Below are 19,553 nucleotides of genomic sequence, written 5' to 3' on the forward strand. Positions count from 1 at the left end.
ATACTTGCCAGCGACCCTCTGTGCCGTATTACAGTCAACGTCAATTCGCCGCCGTTCTCCCGACCCGAGTGCCCATGAACGAACAGTTGCAGCCCCTCAAGAAACAGCCGCGAGCCGGTAAGGCCAGTCGCAGTGGAACCCAGGACGATATCGTCTACGCGCATATCTTCGAGGCGATCCTCGAACAACGCCTGGCGCCCGGTACCAAATTGAGTGAAGAAGCGCTGGGCGAAATCTTCGGCGTCAGCCGCACCATCATTCGCCGCGCGCTGTCGCGCCTGGCCCATGAAGGCGTGGTACTGCTGCGGCCCAATCGTGGTGCGGTAGTGGCCAGCCCGAGCGTCGAGGAAGCCCGCCAGGTATTCCTCGCCCGGCGCCTGGTGGAGCGTGCGATCACTGAATTGGCGGTGCAGCATGCCACGGCCGAGCAACTGGCCGAGCTGCGGCAGATGGTCAACGACGAGCGCGACAGCTTCTCCCGGGGCGATCGCGGCGCGGGCATCCGGCTTTCCGGCGAGTTCCACCTGAAGCTGGCCGAGGCGGCGAAGAATGCGCCGCTGATCAGTTTCCAGCGCAGTCTGGTGTCCCAGACCTCGTTGATCATCGCCCAGTACGAAAGCGGCAACCGCTCGCACTGTTCCTACGATGAGCACACGCAGTTGATCGACGCGATCGAAGCGCGGGATGCGGATTTGGCGGTGAACCTGATGATGCATCACATGGATCACATCGACAGCAAGCTCAACCTCGATGAGGAAAGCGCTTCTGACGATCTGCATGCAGTGTTCTCGCATCTGTTGCAGACCAAGAAGCCGGGGCGCTCGTCTGTAAAACTGTAATTTTCCAGGCTCGCCACTAACTAAATGTGGGAGCGGGCTTGCTCGCGAAGGCGGTGGATCAGTCAGCACATCCAGCGACTGACACACCGCCTTCGCGAGCAAGCCCGCTCCCACATTTGTTTTGTTGTACCTGTTAAATCAGCGTTGGTGCACCAATTGCCCCGCCGCATACGTCTGCAACACCGCCCGGTCATCCCCCAGCGTCATCAACACGAACAACGTCTCGGCGATGTTATTGGCCTGCTTCAGGCGATAGCTGAGCAGCGGGGTGGCGTTGTAATCCAGTACCAGGAAGTCCGCGTCAGTGCCGGGTTGCAGCGTGCCGATCTTGTCTTCCAGACGCAGCGCCCGAGCACCACCCAGGGTCGCCAGGTACAACGACTTGAACGGACTCAAGCGCGCCCCTTGCAGTTGCATCACCTTGTACGCTTCGTTCAGGGTTTGCAGCAGCGAGAAGCTGGTGCCACCGCCGACGTCCGTACCCAGGCCGACATTCAGCTTGTGCTTCTCGGCCATCGGCAGGTTGAACAAACCGCTGCCCAGGAAGAAGTTCGACGTCGGGCAGAACGCGACTGCCGAACCGGCTTCTGCCAACCGTGCGCATTCGTCGTCGCACAGGTGCACACCGTGGGCGAACACCGAGCGTTCACCCAGCAGTTTGTAATGGTCGTACACGTCCAGGTAGCCCTTGCGCTCCGGGAACAGTTCTTTCACCCATTCCACTTCCTGCAGGTTTTCACTGATGTGAGTCTGCATGTAGAGGTCCGGGTATTCCCCCAGCAGCTGCCCGGCGAGGGTCAGTTGTTCAGGTGTACTGGTCGGTGCGAAACGTGGCGTCACCGCGTAGTGCAAACGGCCCTTGCCGTGCCAGCGCTCGATCAGCGCCTTGCTCTCCGCGTAGCCGGATTCGGCGGTGTCGGTCAAATAGTCCGGCGCGTTGCGGTCCATCATTACCTTGCCGGCGATCATCCGCAGGTCGAGCTTCTCGGCCGCTTCAAAAAACGAGTTCACTGACTGCGGGTGCACGCTGCCAAATACCAGCGCGGTGGTGGTGCCGTTGCGCAGCAGTTCCTTGATGAAAATATCCGCGACTTCTTCGGCGTGGGCCTTGTCGGCGAACTGGCTTTCACACGGGAAGGTGTAGGTGTTGAGCCAGTCCAGCAACTGCTCGCCATAGGCACCGACCATGCCGGTCTGCGGCAGGTGGATGTGGGTGTCGATCAGGCCGGGGGTGATCAGCGCGTCCTGGTAATGGGTGACTTCGATGTCGGCGGGCAGGCTGGCGAGCAAGTCGCTGGCATGGCCCAGGGCGCTGATCTGGCCGTTGTCGATCACCAGCAGGCCGTCCTCGAAATATTCATAGGAGGCTTCGATCCCCACTTCGGCAGGGTCGGCGATGCTGTGCAAAATGGCGGCACGGTAGGCTTTGCGTGTCAAAGGCATGGTCGTCTCAGTTAGTCGCTTGGCTGCGGCGGGATACCGGCAGCAGTTTGGCAATGGGTTCGGCGCTCGCAGTGTGCTGGCCGAAGTTGGCGTTATAGGTGGCGATGATTTCGCCGGCGATGGAGATGGCGATTTCCACAGGCAGTTTGCCTTTGACCTCGGTCAGCCCCATCGGGCAATGCATGCGTTGCAGTTGCGCGGTGTCGAAACCGCGATCCCGCAGGCGGTGTTCAAACTTGACGCGTTTGGTCTTCGAGCCGATCAGGCCGAAGTAGGTGAAGTCATTGCGCTTGAGCAGGGCGGCGGTCAGCTCCAGGTCCAGCGCGTGGTTGTGGGTCATGACGATGCAGTAACTGCCCACAGGCAAGTGGTCGATTTCATCCACCGGCTCTTCGCTGACGATTTTACGCACGCCTTGGGGGATGTGTTCCGGGAATTCCTGTTCCCGGGAATCGATCCAGCGCACCCGGCACGGCAGGCTGGCCAGCAACGGCACCAGCGCGCGGCCCACGTGGCCGGCGCCGAACACCGCGATCTGCGCCTGCACCTGGCCCATGGGTTCGAACAACAGCACCGTCACGCCGCCGCAGCACTGGCCCAGGCTGGCGCCGAGGCTGAAGCGCTCCAGGTGGGTGTTTTGCTGGCCGCGCACAAGCATGTCCCGGGCGATCTGCATCGCCTTGTATTCCAGGTGCCCGCCACCGATGGTGTCGAACGTCTGGGCGGCACTGATGACCATCTTCGAGCCGGCATTGCGCGGCGTGGAGCCGAGCTCTTCGATGATGGTCACCAGCACGCAGGGTTCGCCCTGGTTCTGCAGGTCGGCGAGGGCGCTGATCCAGTTGTTCATGTTTACCTCAACATCTCTGTTGTCAGTTCGACCGCTATCGCAGGCAAGCCAGCTCCCACATTTGATTGGGTTCACACATCAAAATGTGGGAGCGGGCTTGCTCGCGAAGGCAGCGCCTCGGTCTAAAGCGAAGCCAGCTCGGTTTCCGTTTCCACAGCTTTTGCAGCGGTCAGTTGGCGCATCTGCTCACAGCCCCACAACACCCGCTCCGGCGTCGCCGGTGCATCGATCTTCGGCTGATGGCGATAGTCACCCAGGCTCGCCACGGCGTCCTTGATCGCACACCACGAGGCAATACCGAGCATGAACGGCGGCTCACCCACGGCCTTGGAATGGAACACCGTGTCTTCCGGGTTCTTGCGGTTTTCCACCAGCTTCACCCGCAGGTCCAGCGGCATGTCGGCCACCGCCGGGATCTTGTAGCTGGCCGGGCCGTTGGTCATCAGCTTGCCCTTGTTATTCCACACAAGCTCTTCCATGGTCAGCCAACCCATGCCCTGGATGAAGCCGCCTTCGACCTGGCCGATGTCGATGGCCGGGTTCAGCGAGGCGCCCACGTCATGCAGGATGTCGGTGCGCAGCATCTTGTACTCGCCGGTCAGCGTGTCGACGATCACCTCGCAACAGGCCGCGCCGAACGCGAAGTAGTAGAACGGCCGCCCACGTGCCTGGCTGCGGTCGTAGAAGATTTTCGGGGTCTTGTAGAAGCCCGTGCTGGAGAGCGACACCTGGGCGAAATACGCCTGCTGGATCAGCGCTTCAAAGGTCAGGATGTGATCGCGGACCCGCACATGCCCGTTGTGGAATTCAACGTCGGCCTCGCTGACTTCATATTTGCGCGCGGCAAACTCCACCAGGCGCTGCTTGATGGTTTCGGCGGCATTCTGTGCGGCTTTACCGTTCAGGTCAGCGCCGCTGGAAGCCGCCGTCGGCGAGGTGTTGGGCACCTTGTCGGTGTTGGTGGCGGTGATCTGCACGCGGTCGATTTCCACCTGGAAAATCTCGGCCACCACCTGCGCGACCTTGATGTTCAACCCCTGGCCCATCTCGGTGCCACCGTGGTTCAGGTGGATGCTGCCGTCGGTGTAGATGTGGATCAGCGCACCGGCCTGGTTGAGGAAACTGGCGGTGAAGGAAATGCCGAACTTTACCGGTGTGAGTGCCAGGCCTTTTTTCAGGATCGGGCTGTTGGCGTTATAGCGACGGATCGCTTCGCGGCGCTCGAAATACTGGCTGCTTTGTTCGAGTTCGGCGGTCATCTCTTCGAGCATGTTGTGCTCGACGGTCTGGTAGTAGTGGGTGACGTTGCGCTCGGTCTTGCCGTAGTAGTTGGCCTTGCGCACGGCCAGCGGGTCGAGGGCCAGGTGTCGGGCAATCGCGTCCATCACTTCTTCGATGGCGACCATGCCTTGGGGGCCGCCGAAGCCACGGTAAGCGGTGTTGGAGGCGGTGTTGGTCTTGCAGCGGTGGCCGTTGACAGTGGCGTCGCCCAGGTAATACGAGTTGTCGGAGTGGAACATTGCGCGATCGACAATCGAGTTCGACAGGTCCGGTGAGCAACCGCAGTTGCCCGCCAGGTCCAGGTTGATGCCGTGCAGCCGGCCACTGTCGTCGAAGCCTACGTCGTACTCGATATAGAACGGGTGGCGCTTGCCGGTCATCAGCATGTCTTCGACACGCGGCAGGCGCATTTTGGTCGGCTGGCCGGTGAGGCGTGCGACCACCGCACACAGGCATGCCGGGCTGGCGGCCTGGGTTTCCTTGCCGCCAAAACCACCGCCCATGCGGCGCATGTCGACCACGATTTTGTTCATCGATACGTCGAGTACTTCGGCCACCAGCTTCTGTACTTCGGTGGGGTTTTGCGTGGAGCAGTAGACGATCATGCCGCCGTCTTCGGTGGGCATCACCGAGGAGATCTGGGTTTCCAGGTAGAAGTGTTCCTGGCCGCCGATGTGCAGGGTGCCCTGGATACGGTTCTTCGCGGTCGCCAGTGCGCCCGCCGAATCACCGCGCTGGTGGGTGTGGCTGTCGAGCACGAAATGTTTTTTGCGAAACGCCTCGACCACGTCCAGCACCGGCTCCAGGTCTTCGTATTCGATCACAGCGGCCATCGCCGCCTTGCGTGCGGTTTCCAGGTCGCGGGCGGCGACGGCCAGCACCACCTGGCCGACGAACTGCACGGTGTCGATGGCCAGCAACGGGTCGCCGGGCATCAACGGGCCGATGTCTTTCAGACCCGGCACGTCTTCGTGGGTGATGACGATGCGCACGCCTTCAAAGGCGTAGCAGGGCGCGGTGTCGATGCTGAGGATCTTCGCGTGGGCGCGGTCCGACATGCGTGCGTAGAGGTGCAACTGGTTGGGAAATTCCAGGCGGTCATCGATGTACTGCGCTTCGCCCGAGACATGCTTGGCGGCGCTGTCGTGCTTGACGCTGCGACCGACGCCGCTGGTCAGGTCCTTGGCAAACAATTCGGCGAGTTCGGCCTGGGATTTTTCCACGGCGTGATGGTTAGACATAAGCGGTCACCCGAGTCTCGATGTGCGGCGTTTGCAGTTCGATGAAGTATTTGCGCAGCAGGTTCTGTGCGCTGAGCAGGCGGTATTCCTTGCTGGCGCGGAAGTCCGACAGCGGAGTGAAATCCTCGGCCAGGGCCGCGCAGGCTTTTTCCACGGTGGCGGAATTCCAGGTGGCGCCGTTCAGTACGGCTTCGCAGTTCTTCGCGCGTTTCGGGGTGGCGGCCATGCCGCCGAACGCCACGCGGGCATCGTCGATCACACCGTTAGTGATCTTCAGGTTGAAGGCCGCGCAGACGGCAGAGATGTCATCGTCCAGGCGCTTGGAAACCTTGTAGGCACGGAACAGCGGCACGCCTTTGGGCACAATGATTTTCTCGATGAATTCGCTGTCCTGGCGGGCAGTGACGCGGTAGTCGATGAAATAGTCTTCCAGCGCCAGGGTACGGCGGGTGTTGCCCTTGCACAGCACGATCTGCGCGCCGAGGGCGATCAGCAGTGGCGGCGAATCACCGATGGGCGAGGCGTTGCCGATATTGCCGCCCAGGGTGCCCTGGTTGCGGATCTGCAACGAGGCGAAACGGTGGAGCAATTCGCCGAAATCCGGGTATTCGTGGTTGAGCGCGCTGTAGCAATCGGACAGGGGAGTGGCAGCGCCGATTTCCAGGCGGTCGTCGAAGCTTTCGATGCGCTTCATCTCTTCGATATTGCCGACGTAGATCATCACCGGCAGCGTGCGGTGGAACTGGGTGACTTCCAGCGCGAGGTCGGTGCCGCCGGCCAACAGCCGGGCTTGTGGGTAAGCGTCGTAAAGGTCCGCCAGGTCGGCGACGGTCAGCGGCACCAGGCAGCGTTTGTCGCCGCTGTTCAACTCGCCGGTTTGCGTCGGGGCGATGGCTTTCAGGCGGGCGATGGTGTCGGCCTGGCGACTGTCGAACTGGTCCTGGGGCTTGTTGCAGCAGGCCTGTTCGGCGGCCGCAAGAATCGGGCGATAGCCGGTGCAGCGGCAGAGGTTGCCGGCCAGGGCTTCGTGGGCCTTTTGGCTGTCGGGTGCATCACTGTTCTTTTGCAGGGCGAACAGCGACATCACAAAGCCCGGGGTGCAGAAGCCGCATTGCGAACCGTGGCACTCCACCATGGCCTGTTGCACGCTGTGGAGTTGGCCCTGGTGCTTGAGGTCTTCGACGCTGATCAGTTGTTTGCCATGCAGGGACGAGACAAACGTCAGGCACGAATTGAGGCTGCGATAGCGAATCTGCTCGGCGCCCTGATCGTCGGTGTGCAACTCGCCGACTACCACGGTGCAGGCGCCACAGTCGCCGCTGGCGCAGCCTTCCTTGGTGCCGGATTTGCCCAGGTGCTCACGCAAATAGTTGAGCACGGTCAGGTTCGGGTCCAGGGCGTGCTCGCTACGGAGCTCCTGGTTTAGTAAAAACTGGATCACGGAAGGCCTCGCAGACTCATTATTGTTGTTAACCGCTTTGCGCCGAATCTAGTCATGTCTGACTTTTCGGTCAACGATTTTCTGACCGAAAGGTCAAGAAAATGCGATATCAACATCCTTAATTATGGTCCAGTTCTCTGGAACCGCCGTTTTTGGGGGCTTCTGGACTTTAATGGCTGCTTATTTCATGCCAAATTCCGCTCTGTGGGCCGTACGCCATCAACCGGCAAGTGCGCTACACTGCCGCGCTTGTACCGATAGAAGATTTTGAAGGGAAAACATGACGTTCAAGGCGCCGGATAGTCTTGCCGAGCAAATCGCTCACCACCTCGCCGAACGTATCATTCGCGGCGATCTCAAGCCTGGGGAGCGGATCCAGGAGCAGAAGGTCACACTGGCGCTGAATGTCAGTCGTGGTTCCGTGCGCGAAGCCTTGCTGATCCTCGAGCGCCGGCACCTGATTGCGATCCTGCCGCGCCGTGGCGCCCACGTCACCGAGCTGACGGCCCACAAGGTGCAAAGCCTGTGCACGCTGATGGGCGAGCTGTACATCCTGCTGGGCAATGCGGTCGCCGCCGGCTGGCAGACCCAGGCCGACATGGCGCCGTTCGTGCAAATCCAGCAGCGCCTGATCGCCAGCTTCGAACGCCAGGACATCCGCGCCTTCGTCGAAGAGAGCTTCAACGTGATGCGTGCCGCCTATCCGTTCGCCAACAACCCGTACCTGCAGGAAACCGTCGAGAACCTGCAGCCGGCGATGAACCGCGCCTATTACCTGGCGCTGGATCAGCGCAAGGCGTCCATGAGCGAGTACCTGGTGCTGTTCGAGCAATTGCTCGCCGCCGTGCTGGCCCGTGACCTGCCGCAGATTCGCCTGGTGCTCTCGGCCTACGGCGAGCGCAGTTGCTCGCTGGTCATTGCTGCGTTGGCGGAAGCCTAAGCGTGCGGCTCAAGTGCATCAAACTGGCGGGGTTCAAATCCTTCGTCGACCCGACCACGGTGAACTTCCCCAGTAACATGGCGGCAGTGGTCGGGCCCAATGGCTGCGGCAAGTCGAACATCATCGACGCCGTACGCTGGGTGATGGGCGAGAGCTCCGCAAAAAACCTGCGTGGCGAGTCGATGACCGACGTCATCTTCAACGGCTCCACCAGCCGCAAGCCGGTGAGCCAGGCCAGCATCGAACTGGTGTTCGACAATTCCGACGGCACTCTGGTGGGCGAGTACGCGGCCTATGCGGAAATCTCCATTCGCCGCAAAGTGACCCGCGACAGCCAGAACAGCTACTTCCTCAACGGCACCAAGTGTCGCCGCCGGGACATCACCGACATCTTCCTCGGTACCGGCCTGGGCCCGCGCAGCTATTCGATCATCGAACAGGGGATGATCTCCAAGCTGATCGAAGCCAAGCCCGAAGACCTGCGTAACTTTATCGAGGAAGCGGCCGGCATCTCCAAGTACAAGGAGCGCCGCCGCGAGACCGAAAACCGTATCCGCCGTACCCATGAAAACCTTGCCCGCCTGACTGACCTGCGTGAAGAGCTGGAGCGCCAGCTGGAGCGCCTGCACCGCCAGGCCCAGGCCGCCGAGAAGTATCAGGAATACAAGGGCGAGGAGCGTCAGCTCAAGGCGCAACTGTCGGCCCTGCGCTGGCAGGCGTTGAATGACCAGGTGGGCCAGCGCGAAGCAATCATCGGCACCCAGGAAATCAGCTTCGAAGCCCTGGTGGCCGAGCAGCGCAATGCCGACGCCAGCATCGAACGCCTGCGGGACGGTCACCATGACCTGTCCGAGCGCTTCAATCTGGTGCAGGGGCGCTTCTATTCGGTGGGCGGCGATATCGCCCGGGTCGAGCAGAGCATCCAGCACGGCCAGCAGCGTTTGCGCCAGTTGCAGGACGACTTGAAAGAAGCCGAGCGTGCGCGCCTGGAAACCGAATCGCACCTGGGCCACGACCGCACCTTGCTGCTGACCCTCGGGGAGGAGCTGGACATGCTCACCCCCGAGCAGGAAGTCACCAGCGCCGCTGCCGAGGAAGCCGCTGCGGCCCTGGAAGAATCCGAAACCACCATGCACGCCTGGCAGGAGCAGTGGGACACGTTCAACCTGCAATCTGCCGAGCCGCGCCGCCAGGCTGAGGTGCAGCAGTCACGCATCCAGCAACTGGAAACCAGCATGGAGCGCCTGGCCGAGCGTCAGCGGCGCCTGGTGGAAGAGCGCGTGCTGCTCGCTGCCGACCCGGAAGATGCAGCGATCCTCGAACTGAGCGAGAAACTCGCCGAAAGCGAAATGACGCTGGAAGAGCTGGAAGCCAGCGAAGAACAACAAGTGGAGCGCCTCGAGCAATTGCGTCAGCAACTGCAGCAGGCGACCCAGGCACAGCAGCAGGCCCAGGGCGATTTGCAGCGGCTCAACGGCCGGTTGGCTTCCCTGGAAGCCTTGCAGCAAGCGGCGCTTGACCCGGGCACCGGCACGGCTGAATGGCTGCGTGACCAACACCTGGCCGAGCGCCCGCGCCTGGCCGAAGGCCTGAAGGTTGAAGCCGGTTGGGAGCTGGCGGTGGAAACCGTGCTCGGCGCCGACCTGCAAGCGGTGCTGGTGGATGATTTTGGCGGGTTTGACCTGGCGGGTTTTGCCCAGGGCGATCTGCGTTTGCTCAGCCCGGCGGCGGACGGCACTCGCGTGCCGGGCAGCCTGCTGGATAAAGTGGAGGCGGCGATTGACCTGTCGCCCTGGCTCGGCCAGGTCAAGCCGGTCGACAGTCTTGAGCAGGCCCTGGCCCAGCGCGGGCAGTTGGCCGCCGGGCAAAGCCTGATCAGCCGTGATGGCTTTTGGGTCGGCCGGCACTTTTTGCGGGTACGGCGTGCCAGCGAAGCGGAAAGCGGCGTATTGGCCCGTGGCCAGGAAATCGTCAACCTGACCGCCGAGCGCGAAGAGCGCGAAGCCACACTCGAGTCCCTGGAAAACCAGCTGCAAACCCTGCGCGCCACCCAGCGCCAGCAAGAGACCGGCCGCGAACACCTGCGCCGGCTGTTGCAGGACGAAGCGCGCCAGCAGGGCGAATTGAAAGCCCAGCTCTCGGCGAGCAAGGCCAAGGTCGAGCAACTGACCCTGCGCCGCACCCGGCTCGACGAAGAAGTGGCCGAGATGGGCGAGCAACGCGCCCTCGAACACGAACAAGTCGGCGAAGCACGCCTGCAATTGCAGGAAGCCCTCGACAGCATGGCCCTGGACACCGAGCAGCGCGAGTTGCTGCTGGCCCAGCGCGACAGCTTGCGCGAGCGCCTCGACCGGGTGCGCCAGGAAGCTCGCCAGCACAAGGATCACGCCCATCAATTGGCCGTGCGCCTCGGCTCCCTGCGGGCGCAGCACGACTCCACGCGCCAGGCCCTTGAGCGCCTGGAAATGCAGTCCGAACGCCTGACAGAAAAACGCGAGCAACTGAGCCTCAACCTGGAGGAGGGCGAGGCCCCGCTGGAAGAGCTGCGCCTGAAGCTTGAAGAGTTGCTCGACAAGCGCATGACCGTCGACGAAGAGCTCAAGACCGCCCAAATCGCCCTGGAAGACGCCGACCGCGAACTGCGCGACGCGGAAAAACGCCGGACCCAGGCCGAGCAACAGTCGCAACTGATCCGGGGCCAGCTCGAACAGCAGCGCATGGAATGGCAGGCCCTGACGGTGCGCCGCAAAACCCTGCAAGACCAGTTGCTGGAAGACGGCTACGACCTGCACGGCGTGCTCAATACCCTGACCGCCGAGGCCAACGAGAAAGAAGCCGAAGAAGAACTTGAGCGGATTGCCGCGCGCATTCAACGACTCGGCGCGATCAACCTCGCGGCCATCGACGAGTACCAGCAGCAGTCCGAGCGCAAACGTTATCTGGATGCGCAGAACGCCGATCTTGTCGAAGCGCTGGACACCCTGGAGAACGTGATCCGCAAGATCGACAAGGAAACCCGTAATCGCTTCAAAGATACCTTTGATCAGATTAATGGCGGTTTACAGGCGTTATTCCCGAAAGTTTTCGGTGGTGGCAGCGCTTACTTGGAACTGACGGGCGAAGATCTACTCGATACAGGGGTAACGATCATGGCGCGGCCTCCGGGCAAGAAGAACAGCACCATCCATTTGTTGTCTGGTGGCGAGAAGGCACTGACCGCATTGGCCCTGGTATTTGCGATCTTCAAGTTGAACCCGGCGCCGTTTTGCATGCTCGACGAAGTTGACGCCCCGCTGGATGACGCTAACGTTGGGCGGTACGCCCGACTGGTTAAAGAGATGTCCCAGACGGTGCAGTTCATCTATATCACCCACAACAAGATCGCCATGGAAATGGCCGATCAATTGATGGGCGTGACGATGCACGAGCCGGGCTGTTCGCGATTGGTGGCGGTGGATGTCGAAGAGGCGATGGCGCTGGTGGAATCCTGAGCCGCAGGTCGAAGGAGGATTTTCAGCAGGACGTAAGGTGATTTACCGGTCTGGGAAAAGTGGCAAATGGACATATTTGTTCAAGGCATTTTGACAGACGGTGTAAAGTTATCTTTGGTCGTGCTAGTTTAATGTCAAATTTTCGTATGCGTGGGCAAAACGTCATTCAGAACATAGAGTTGGCGCCACGTTTTAAAGCGGTTTGCACGGTGCTAAACCCCTTATTTTTCAGCATTTTTTATTAGAGGCACGGGATTACATGGAAATCGGTCTGCGCGAGTGGCTGATCGTCATCGGCATTATTGTCATTGCCGGTATTCTTTTTGATGGCTGGCGCCGGATGCGTGGCGGCAAGGGCAAGTTGAAATTTCGCCTGGACCGCAACCTGTCCAATTTGCCGGACGACGACGGCAGCGCCGAGCTGCTGGGGCCACCGCGTGTCCTGGACAACCATAAAGAACCGCACCTGGACGAGCACGACCTGCCGTCGATGAGCGCACCGGTGCGTGAAGCCCGTGAACCCAAGCGCGGCAAGCGCAGCGCGGCCAGCGAGCCATCCCAGGGCGACCTGAACCTGGACCTGGAAGAAGGCCCGAGCTTCAGCAGCCGTGATGACGACTTCCCGGATGAGTCCCCGGCCAAGAGCGCCCATAAAGAATCCGTCAAGGACCAGCCGGCTGCCGAAGAGGTGCTGGTGATCAGCGTGATCTGCCGTGACGCCGCCGGCTTCAAGGGCCCGGCCCTGCTGCAGAATATTCTGGAAAGCGGTCTGCGCTTTGGCGAGATGGATATTTTCCATCGCCACGAAAGCATGGCCGGCAACGGCGAAGTCCTGTTCTCCATGGCCAATGCGGTCAAGCCGGGCATCTTCGATCTGGACGACATCGACCATTTCAGCACTCCGGCGGTGAGCTTCTTCCTCGGCTTGCCGGGCCCGCGTCACCCGAAACAAGCGTTCGACGTGATGGTGGCGGCAGCTCGCAAGCTGTCCCAGGAACTCAACGGCGAACTCAAGGACGATCAACGCAGCGTCCTGACCGCCCAGACCATCGAGCATTACCGTCAGCGCATCGTCGAGTTCGAGCGTCGTGCCCTGACACAGAAGCGCTAAGGTCCAAGCTTAAGCGTTGCCTGTAGAATCCATGCACTAACATATTGAGCAGCTTCGGCTGCTCTTTTGCTTTATGAGAGAACACCCATGACCGCCGCCCACACCCGCATCCTCGAACTGCGCGCTGAACTGGATCAGCACAACTACCGTTACCACGTCCTCGACGAGCCGAGCATTCCGGACGCCGAGTACGACCGGTTGTTCCACGAGCTCAAGGCGCTTGAAGCCGAGCACCCGGAGCTGGTAACCCGTGATTCACCGACTCAGCGGGTCGGCAGTGCGGCATTGTCTGCGTTCACTCAGGTACGCCACGAAATCCCGATGCTCAGCCTCGGCAACGCCTTCGATGAAAGCACCATGCTGGAATTCGATCGCCGGGTCACTGAAGGCCTGGACCTGCCCGTGGGCGACCTGTTTGGCGATGGCGCAGCGGTGGAGTACAGCTGCGAGCCGAAGCTCGATGGCCTGGCGGTCAGCCTGCTGTATCAGGACGGTGAGCTGGTGCGTGGCGCCACCCGCGGCGATGGCACCACTGGCGAAGACATCAGCGTCAACGTGCGTACTGTACGCAACATTCCTTTGAAACTGCACGGCACCGGCTGGCCGGCGACCCTCGAAGTGCGCGGCGAAGTATTCATGTCCAAGGCCGGTTTCGAGCGGCTGAACGCCACCCAGCTGGAAGTTGGCGGCAAGACCTTCGCCAACCCGCGCAACGCGGCGGCGGGTAGCCTGCGTCAGCTGGACTCGAAGATCACCGCCAGCCGTCCGCTGGAATTCTGCTGCTATGGCGTGACCACGGATATCAGCGACACCCACATCGGCAACCTGCAACAGCTGAAGAAGTGGGGCATGCCCATCAGCCATGAGCTGAAGCTGGCCAAGGGGATTCAGGATTGCCTCGACTACTACCGCGATATCGGTGAGCGCCGCAACGCCTTGCCCTATGAAATCGACGGCGTGGTGTTCAAGGTCAACAGCATTGCCTACCAGCGGGAGCTGGGCTTCCGTGCCCGCGAGCCGCGCTGGGCAATTGCCCATAAATTCCCGGCCATGGAAGAGCTGACCGAGCTGCTTGACGTTGAATTCCAGGTCGGCCGCACCGGCGCTGTCACACCCGTGGCACGCTTGAAACCGGTCAAGGTCGCGGGTGTGACCGTGTCCAACGCCACACTGCACAACATGGACGAGGTGGCACGCCTGGGCCTGATGATCGGCGACACGGTGATCATCCGCCGTGCCGGTGATGTGATTCCGCAGGTGGTGTCGGTTGTCACCGAGCGTCGCCCGGAAAACGCCCGCGCGGTGCAGATCCCCGAGAGTTGCCCGGTGTGCGGCTCCCACGTTGAGCGTACCCAACTGGTCAAGCGCAGCAAGGGCAAGGAAACCGTCAGTGAAGGCGCGGTGTACCGCTGCGTCGGGCGCCTGGCCTGTGGTGCGCAGCTCAAGCAGGCGATCATCCATTTCGTTTCGCGCCGGGCCATGGACATCGATGGCCTGGGCGACAAGACCATCGAGCAACTGGTGGACGAAAAACTCATCGGCTCGCCGGCGGATCTCTACAAGCTCAAGTACGAACAGATCATCGACCTGGAAGGTTTTGCCGACGTTTCCAGCAAGAAGCTGATTGCCTCTATTGAAAACAGCAAGACGCCAACCCTCGCACGGTTTATCTACGCTCTGGGCATTCCCGATGTGGGCGAGGAGACGGCCAAGGTGCTGGCGCGCTCGCTGGCATCCCTGGAGCGCGTGCAGCAGGCCTTGCCGGAAGTGCTGACGTACTTGCCGGACGTTGGCCTGGAAGTGGCCCACGAGATTCACAGCTTCTTTGAAGACAGCCATAACCAGGACGTGATCGGCGCCTTGCTCTCCAGGGAGGAGTGCGGCCTGGAGTTGCAGGAACAGGGCGACCTGAGCGCCGAGTTTGCGGCGAGCACCACGTTGGGCGGCTTGCTCGACAAGCTGCACGTGCCGTCCGTGGGCCCGGGCGCCGCGCAGAAACTCGCCGACAAATTCGGCTCCCTCGAAGGCGTGATCAAGGCCGACTGGCTCGACATGCGCCAGGCTTTGCCGGAGAAGCAGGCCAAGGCCGTCCGGGACTTTTTTGATATTGAAGAAAACGCCCGGCGCGCGCTGGCCATCGAGCAACAGCTCAAGGACTTCGGCATGCACTGGCAGAGTGAGAAGAAAGTCGTCGAAGGCTTGCCCGAGGCCGGTCACACCTGGGTGCTCACCGGCTCCCTGGAACTGATGAGCCGCGATGTTGCCAAGGAAAAACTCGAAAGCCTGGGCGCCAAGGTGGCGGGCTCGGTGTCGGCGAAAACCCATTGCGTGGTCGCCGGGCCGGGCGCGGGTTCGAAGCTCGCCAAGGCCACTGAGCTGGGCTTGAAAGTGCTGGATGAAGAGGCGTTCGTGGCATTTTTGGCCAAGCACAACATCACAGTCTGATGATCGTTCCCACGCCCTGCGTGGGAACGCCGCCCTGGACGCTCTGCGTCCGCTCTAAAGTTGCGACGCGGAGCGTCACAGGATGCATTCCCACGCAGAGCGTGGGAACGATCTCTCCCGGGCAATGCTCTAGTATTGGCAAGCCTCCCGGAGAGATCGCCATGTACCGCTTCTTCGAACAACTCAGTTCGCGCATCGCCGCACCGTTCATGGCCGAGACCTCGCGCAACAGCAAGGTCTGGCAGTGCCGCTGTGGGCAATCGCTGTTCTTTCGCAACAGCCAGTGCCTGGCCTGCTCGGCGCTGCTGGGCTATCAGCCGGAGCAGAGTCGCCTGTCCTCCCTGCAGCCCGGCCCGTATGCCGATACCTGGCTGCTGGACGCCGACCCTGAAGCCGGTGCCTTTCGCCGCTGCGCCAACCTCGACACGCCGGCCGCCTGCAACTGGCTGCTGCCCGCCGACAACGGCCAGGCCTTGTGCGTGGCCTGCAGCCTGAACCGCACCATTCCCGACCTGTCGATCCCCGAAAACCCCGAACGCTGGCGCAAGGTCGAAACCGCCAAGCGTCGTCTGGTGGCCCAACTCATCAGCCTGGGCTTGCAGGTGATTCCCAAGACGGTCGATGAAGACACCGGCCTGGCCTTCGATTTTGTCGGCATCGACCTGGAAGGCAACGCGCCCACCACCGGCCACGCCAATGGCCTGATCACCCTCGACATCAAGGAAGCCGACGACGCCCACCGTGAGAAAATTCGCGTACAGATGCGCGAGCCTTACCGCACCTTGCTCGGTCACTTCCGTCACGAGGTCGGCCATTACTACTGGGACCGCCTGATCGCCAACAGCCATTGGCTGGAGCCGTTCCGCACGCTGTTCGGTGACGAGCGCGCCAGCTACGCCGACGCCCTGGAGCAGCACTACCAGAACGGCCCGCGCCCGGACTGGCAGCAAACCTGCGTCAGCGCCTACGCCACCATGCACCCGTGGGAAGACTGGGCGGAAACCTGGGCGCATTACCTGCACATGATGGACGCCGTCGACACCGCGCTGGGCTTCGGCATGAGCGCCCGGGAGATGGACCTGGATTACCAGCCGTTCCCCCTCAGCACCCTCTACGACCCCGGGCATCCCGGCGGCACGGCGTTCCTGTCATTCGTCAATGCGTGGATCGAACTGGCCGGTATGCTCAACGAACTGTCCCGCAGCATGGGCCAGCCGGATTTCTATCCGTTCGTCCTGCCGCCGGCGGTGATTGCCAAGCTGCACTTCATTCACCTGGTGATCCAGCAAGAGGGCGGTCGGGCGGACGAGGTCGTGCTTTTGTAGGAGCAAGCTTGCTCCTGCAGCCAAGTACTTGAACCATCAGATATTTTTAATCCCGCGCCAACGGTTGTAACTTCCGATGAGATCGGTACAATGGCGCGGCTTGCCGAGAGGCGAGCGTCGTTATGGTGACCCCATCGGTCCCCCCGCAACGATTACCCGTGAACCTGGTCAGAGCCGGAAGGCAGCAGCCACAGCGGGAACATTGTGTGCCGGGGTGTGGCTGGTGGGGTTGCCTCCATAACGCCACCCCTCCTTGATTCAAAAAAATACGCGTATGAAACCCTTCGCTGACAATCGTCAACTGCGAAGCGATTTCTGCTGTTCGTCTTTCGGAAAATCCTTCGCACGCCCGACAGCAATCGCGCTGCCAAACGACCGTGAGGACTCTTTCACAACTTCAAGCATCCCTTCTGGACAGCGTCTACAGGCCTTGCTAGTTTGCGCCAGTCACATATTTCAAGATATGTCGTCAATGCATGGATGATATTAAAGTGATGGCGCTTTATTGCTCATTCACCCCAACTAACAAGGATGTCAGTAATGAAAAGCCTGCAAGGGTTGCCCACTCTCATCAGCGCTTCCGTCGGTGCGCCGGGCAAAGCCCGCAACTTGCCCGCCGATGTTCAATGCATCCAGTATTTATTCAACTTGATCATTCCCAAGTTGGGTTTCCCCCTGGCGGAAAATGGCAAGTGCGACGGCCAGTTGGTGCAGTGCATCAGCCAGTATCAGTTCCGCCACCTCAAATACGCGCATCCCGATGGTGTCATCGACCCTACCGGGCGCACCTTCAATAGCCTGATCGAAGAGGCGGTGAAGGTGCCGGTCAAGCCGAACCCGACCCTGCGTATTCCGACGTTCCTCAATGTGTTCGGCAACACCGGCGCGGACATGGTCCAGGCCACGGTCGACCACTATCTGGACCGCATGCGGGCAATGATCGAGGCCGAGCGGCGCAACCGGCAGATGATGCTCCAGGCCACGTGCGACGGCGGCACGACGCTGACGGATACGGACTTCCAAAACGCTGCCACGCAGTTGGGTAACGGCATTTCCGTCAATATCATCAAGGCCTTTGCCACGGTGGAGTCGGGCGGGCGCTCCGGGTTCGGCCCGGCCAAGTTGCCGGTGATCGCCTTTGAAGGGCACCATTTTCGCAAGTACACCAAGAGTAAATACGACCAGACCCACCCGCTGTTGTCGTACCCCTACGTGAAGAAGGCCGGGCCCCAGTGGAAGGCCAATAACAAGGACCAGACCAAGGCCTGGGAAACCATGGCCACCGCCTTTGCGCTGGATCAGGAAGCGGCCTTGAAGTCGGCCTCCTGGGGCATGTTTCAGATAATGGGCTCCAACTTCACGGCATGCGGTTATAAAACGGTGTTTGAATTTGTGGTGGCCATGAAGATTAATGCCGGGCATCAACTAAAGGCCTTCCTCGGTTTTTGCAGCCAGAGCCCGGCCCTGGTCAAGGCCATGAAGAATAAGGATTACGCCGCCATGGCGCTGAACTATAACGGCAAGGATTATGGCGACTATGACCAACGCATCAAAAAAGCCTACGAAGCACTTGAAGGGAAAAAATAGAATGCCGTTCAAACGTTGCGTGTCCCGATTGCTGGTTGCCTCTTTCGTGTGTGTTGCTGCTGGTGCGCCGGCGTTTGCCGCTACGCTGCACTCGGGCAAGTACGAAGGGCTGATGCTGGCCGTGACGCCCGAGCATCAGGTGGAGGGGTTTTATGCCGAGGAAATGGGCGAGGGCGTGACCCGCTCGTGCACGTTCTTCCTGCAGGGCAAGGTCGACGGTGCGAAGGCATCGGTGTCGACATGGCTGGATGAGGCCTATCCGGGTACCGTCGCGGCTTCCTCGGACGGTGTGATGCTGACCGTGGAGAAGGGCCGCGAACATCCCGGCTGCATCAACGTGTTGATGCCGGAAATTGCCACCGGCCTGGACCTGACCCAAACCGCTGCCAAGAAATGGATTGGCCTGGTGACCGTTTCGTCCGACAAGGCCTTCCTGCAGAAGACCCCGGACGCCAAGGCCAGCCATCGTGCCTACGTGGTCAAGGACGATGTGGTCGCGGTACTGGCGTTTAAGGATGGCTGGGCCCAGGTCGAGTTCATCAATGGCGAAGGCCGCTCTTCCAAGGGCTGGATCAGCCAGGACCAGTACGCCAGGCTGGTCCCCGCAAAAGGCTGAAGATGCTGCTGCGCCCGCGCGTAGCGGGGCGAAAACCGGTTAGCCGAAAGTCTCCCGCAACAGCCCCGCAAAGGCATCCCGCGCCAGGTGGCGTTGGGTGTCCTTGTGCCAGAACAGCAGGTTATCCACCGCCGCCAATTCGTCGAAGCGGTAGGACGTCAATTGGTTGGCCTGCTCGTAGCGCGCCAGGATGCCTTCCGGCGCCAGTGCCACGCCAATCCCCGCGCTGACGCAGCCAATGATCGTGCCCCAACTGGCATAACTCGCGATGGCAGGCTTGATGTCGTGGGGCTTGAGCCAGTTCTCCAGGGCGGCGCGATACGGGCAGCCGGGCGGCCACACCAGCAGCGTGCGGCCGGCCAGGTCCCGGGCGTCCTCGATGGGTGCGCTGGAGGCGCTGGTAATCAGCACCAGGCGCTCGCTGTAGACCACGCTTTGTTCGAGCTTCGGGCGTTTGCCGCCGGCGGCCACCAGCGCGGCGTCGATGCGGTGATGTTGCAGGTCATCGAGTAACTGCGCCCAGGCACCGGTCACCAGTTCCAGCTCCACTTGTGGATAACGTCGATGGTATTCGGCCAGCAGCGGCGGCAGGCGGCCACTGGCGCTGGATTCCACTGCGCCGATGCGCAGCTTGCCGCGGGGAATCGCGTTGCTGTCGACGGCACGCTTGGACTCTTCCACCAGCGCGAGGATGCGCTCGCAGTAGTCGAGAAACACTTCCCCTGCGGCACTGATCGCCAACCCGCGCCCGGCGCGAATGAACAGCGGGGTACCCAACTCGCTTTCCAGTTGCTTGATGCGTGTGGTGATGTTGGACGGCACGCAGTGCAGTTGCAGGGCGGCCTGGGCCACGCTGCCGGTTTGTGCCACGGCTTTCACCATTTTCAGTTGGGCCAGTTCCATCGCTCAGTTCCAGTGATTACAGAAGTCAGAAACGGTTAAT

Annotated in this window: 13 protein-coding genes and 1 other RNA gene; 9 read left to right on the forward strand and 5 right to left on the reverse strand. The window is 61.3% G+C overall.

Annotated elements, in window-relative coordinates:
* Positions 1-74: 74 nt before the first annotated feature.
* A complete protein-coding gene (locus HX805_RS20360) occupies positions 75-839 on the forward strand; it encodes a GntR family transcriptional regulator (RefSeq protein ID WP_177080449.1) in 765 nt (254 codons plus the stop codon).
* Between the two features lie 138 nt (positions 840-977).
* On the opposite strand, the gene guaD is transcribed toward HX805_RS20360, so the two are convergent.
* The 4 genes from guaD to xdhA all read right to left on the reverse strand — a co-directional run bounded on the left by guaD (position 978) and on the right by xdhA (position 7,095).
* Complete coding sequence (gene guaD / locus HX805_RS20365) at positions 978-2,282, reverse strand: guanine deaminase (RefSeq protein WP_003219093.1); 1,305 nt, start codon at positions 2,280-2,282, stop codon at positions 978-980.
* Positions 2,283-2,289: 7 nt separating this feature from the next.
* A complete protein-coding gene (xdhC, locus tag HX805_RS20370) occupies positions 2,290-3,132 on the reverse strand; it encodes a xanthine dehydrogenase accessory protein XdhC (RefSeq protein ID WP_003219091.1) in 843 nt (280 codons plus the stop codon).
* 122 nt (positions 3,133-3,254) lie between these two features.
* On the reverse strand, positions 3,255-5,654 hold the full coding sequence (gene xdhB / locus HX805_RS20375; protein ID WP_003219089.1) for a xanthine dehydrogenase molybdopterin binding subunit: 2,400 nt from the start codon (positions 5,652-5,654) through the stop codon (positions 3,255-3,257).
* Positions 5,647-7,095 carry a xanthine dehydrogenase small subunit gene (gene xdhA / locus HX805_RS20380; protein ID WP_102368369.1) on the reverse strand — a complete coding sequence of 483 codons (1,449 nt, stop codon included), beginning with the start codon at positions 7,093-7,095 and terminating at the stop codon, positions 5,647-5,649. The genes xdhB and xdhA overlap by 8 nt, the downstream gene beginning before the upstream one ends.
* Before the next feature lie 280 nt (positions 7,096-7,375).
* Between xdhA and HX805_RS20385 the strand changes: the two genes are divergently transcribed.
* The 8 genes from HX805_RS20385 to HX805_RS20420 all read left to right on the forward strand — a co-directional run bounded on the left by HX805_RS20385 (position 7,376) and on the right by HX805_RS20420 (position 18,610).
* Complete coding sequence (locus HX805_RS20385; RefSeq protein ID WP_003219085.1) at positions 7,376-8,035, forward strand: GntR family transcriptional regulator; 660 nt, start codon at positions 7,376-7,378, stop codon at positions 8,033-8,035.
* 2 nt (positions 8,036-8,037) lie between these two features.
* Positions 8,038-11,526 carry a chromosome segregation protein SMC gene (smc, locus tag HX805_RS20390; RefSeq protein ID WP_003219082.1) on the forward strand — a complete coding sequence of 1,163 codons (3,489 nt, stop codon included), beginning with the start codon at positions 8,038-8,040 and terminating at the stop codon, positions 11,524-11,526.
* A 259-nt stretch (positions 11,527-11,785) separates the two neighbouring features.
* On the forward strand, positions 11,786-12,637 hold the full coding sequence (gene zipA, locus HX805_RS20395; protein WP_003219080.1) for a cell division protein ZipA: 852 nt from the start codon (positions 11,786-11,788) through the stop codon (positions 12,635-12,637).
* Between the two features lie 87 nt (positions 12,638-12,724).
* A complete protein-coding gene (gene ligA / locus HX805_RS20400) occupies positions 12,725-15,082 on the forward strand; it encodes an NAD-dependent DNA ligase LigA (protein WP_177117253.1) in 2,358 nt (785 codons plus the stop codon).
* Positions 15,083-15,243: 161 nt separating this feature from the next.
* A complete protein-coding gene (locus tag HX805_RS20405; protein WP_008437560.1) occupies positions 15,244-16,407 on the forward strand; it encodes a putative zinc-binding metallopeptidase in 1,164 nt (387 codons plus the stop codon).
* Positions 16,408-16,539: 132 nt separating this feature from the next.
* An RNA gene (ffs, locus tag HX805_RS20410) (signal recognition particle sRNA small type) lies at positions 16,540-16,636 on the forward strand.
* A gap of 311 nt (positions 16,637-16,947) precedes the next feature.
* The gene (locus HX805_RS20415; RefSeq protein WP_087694832.1) at positions 16,948-17,994 is read left to right on the forward strand and encodes an N-acetylmuramidase family protein; all 1,047 of its coding nucleotides are present in this window, start codon (positions 16,948-16,950) and stop codon (positions 17,992-17,994) included.
* 1 nt (position 17,995) lies between these two features.
* Positions 17,996-18,610 carry a hypothetical protein gene (locus HX805_RS20420; protein ID WP_003219069.1) on the forward strand — a complete coding sequence of 205 codons (615 nt, stop codon included), beginning with the start codon at positions 17,996-17,998 and terminating at the stop codon, positions 18,608-18,610.
* Positions 18,611-18,649: 39 nt separating this feature from the next.
* Here HX805_RS20420 and HX805_RS20425 read toward each other — a convergent pair whose 3' ends face one another.
* Positions 18,650-19,513, reverse strand: coding sequence for a LysR family transcriptional regulator (locus HX805_RS20425; RefSeq protein WP_003219067.1), 864 nt, complete (start codon positions 19,511-19,513; stop codon positions 18,650-18,652).
* Positions 19,514-19,553 lie beyond the last annotated feature (40 nt).

This window comes from Pseudomonas sp. G5001 (genome assembly GCF_013385475.1).
Lineage (GTDB): Bacteria > Pseudomonadota > Gammaproteobacteria > Pseudomonadales > Pseudomonadaceae > Aquipseudomonas.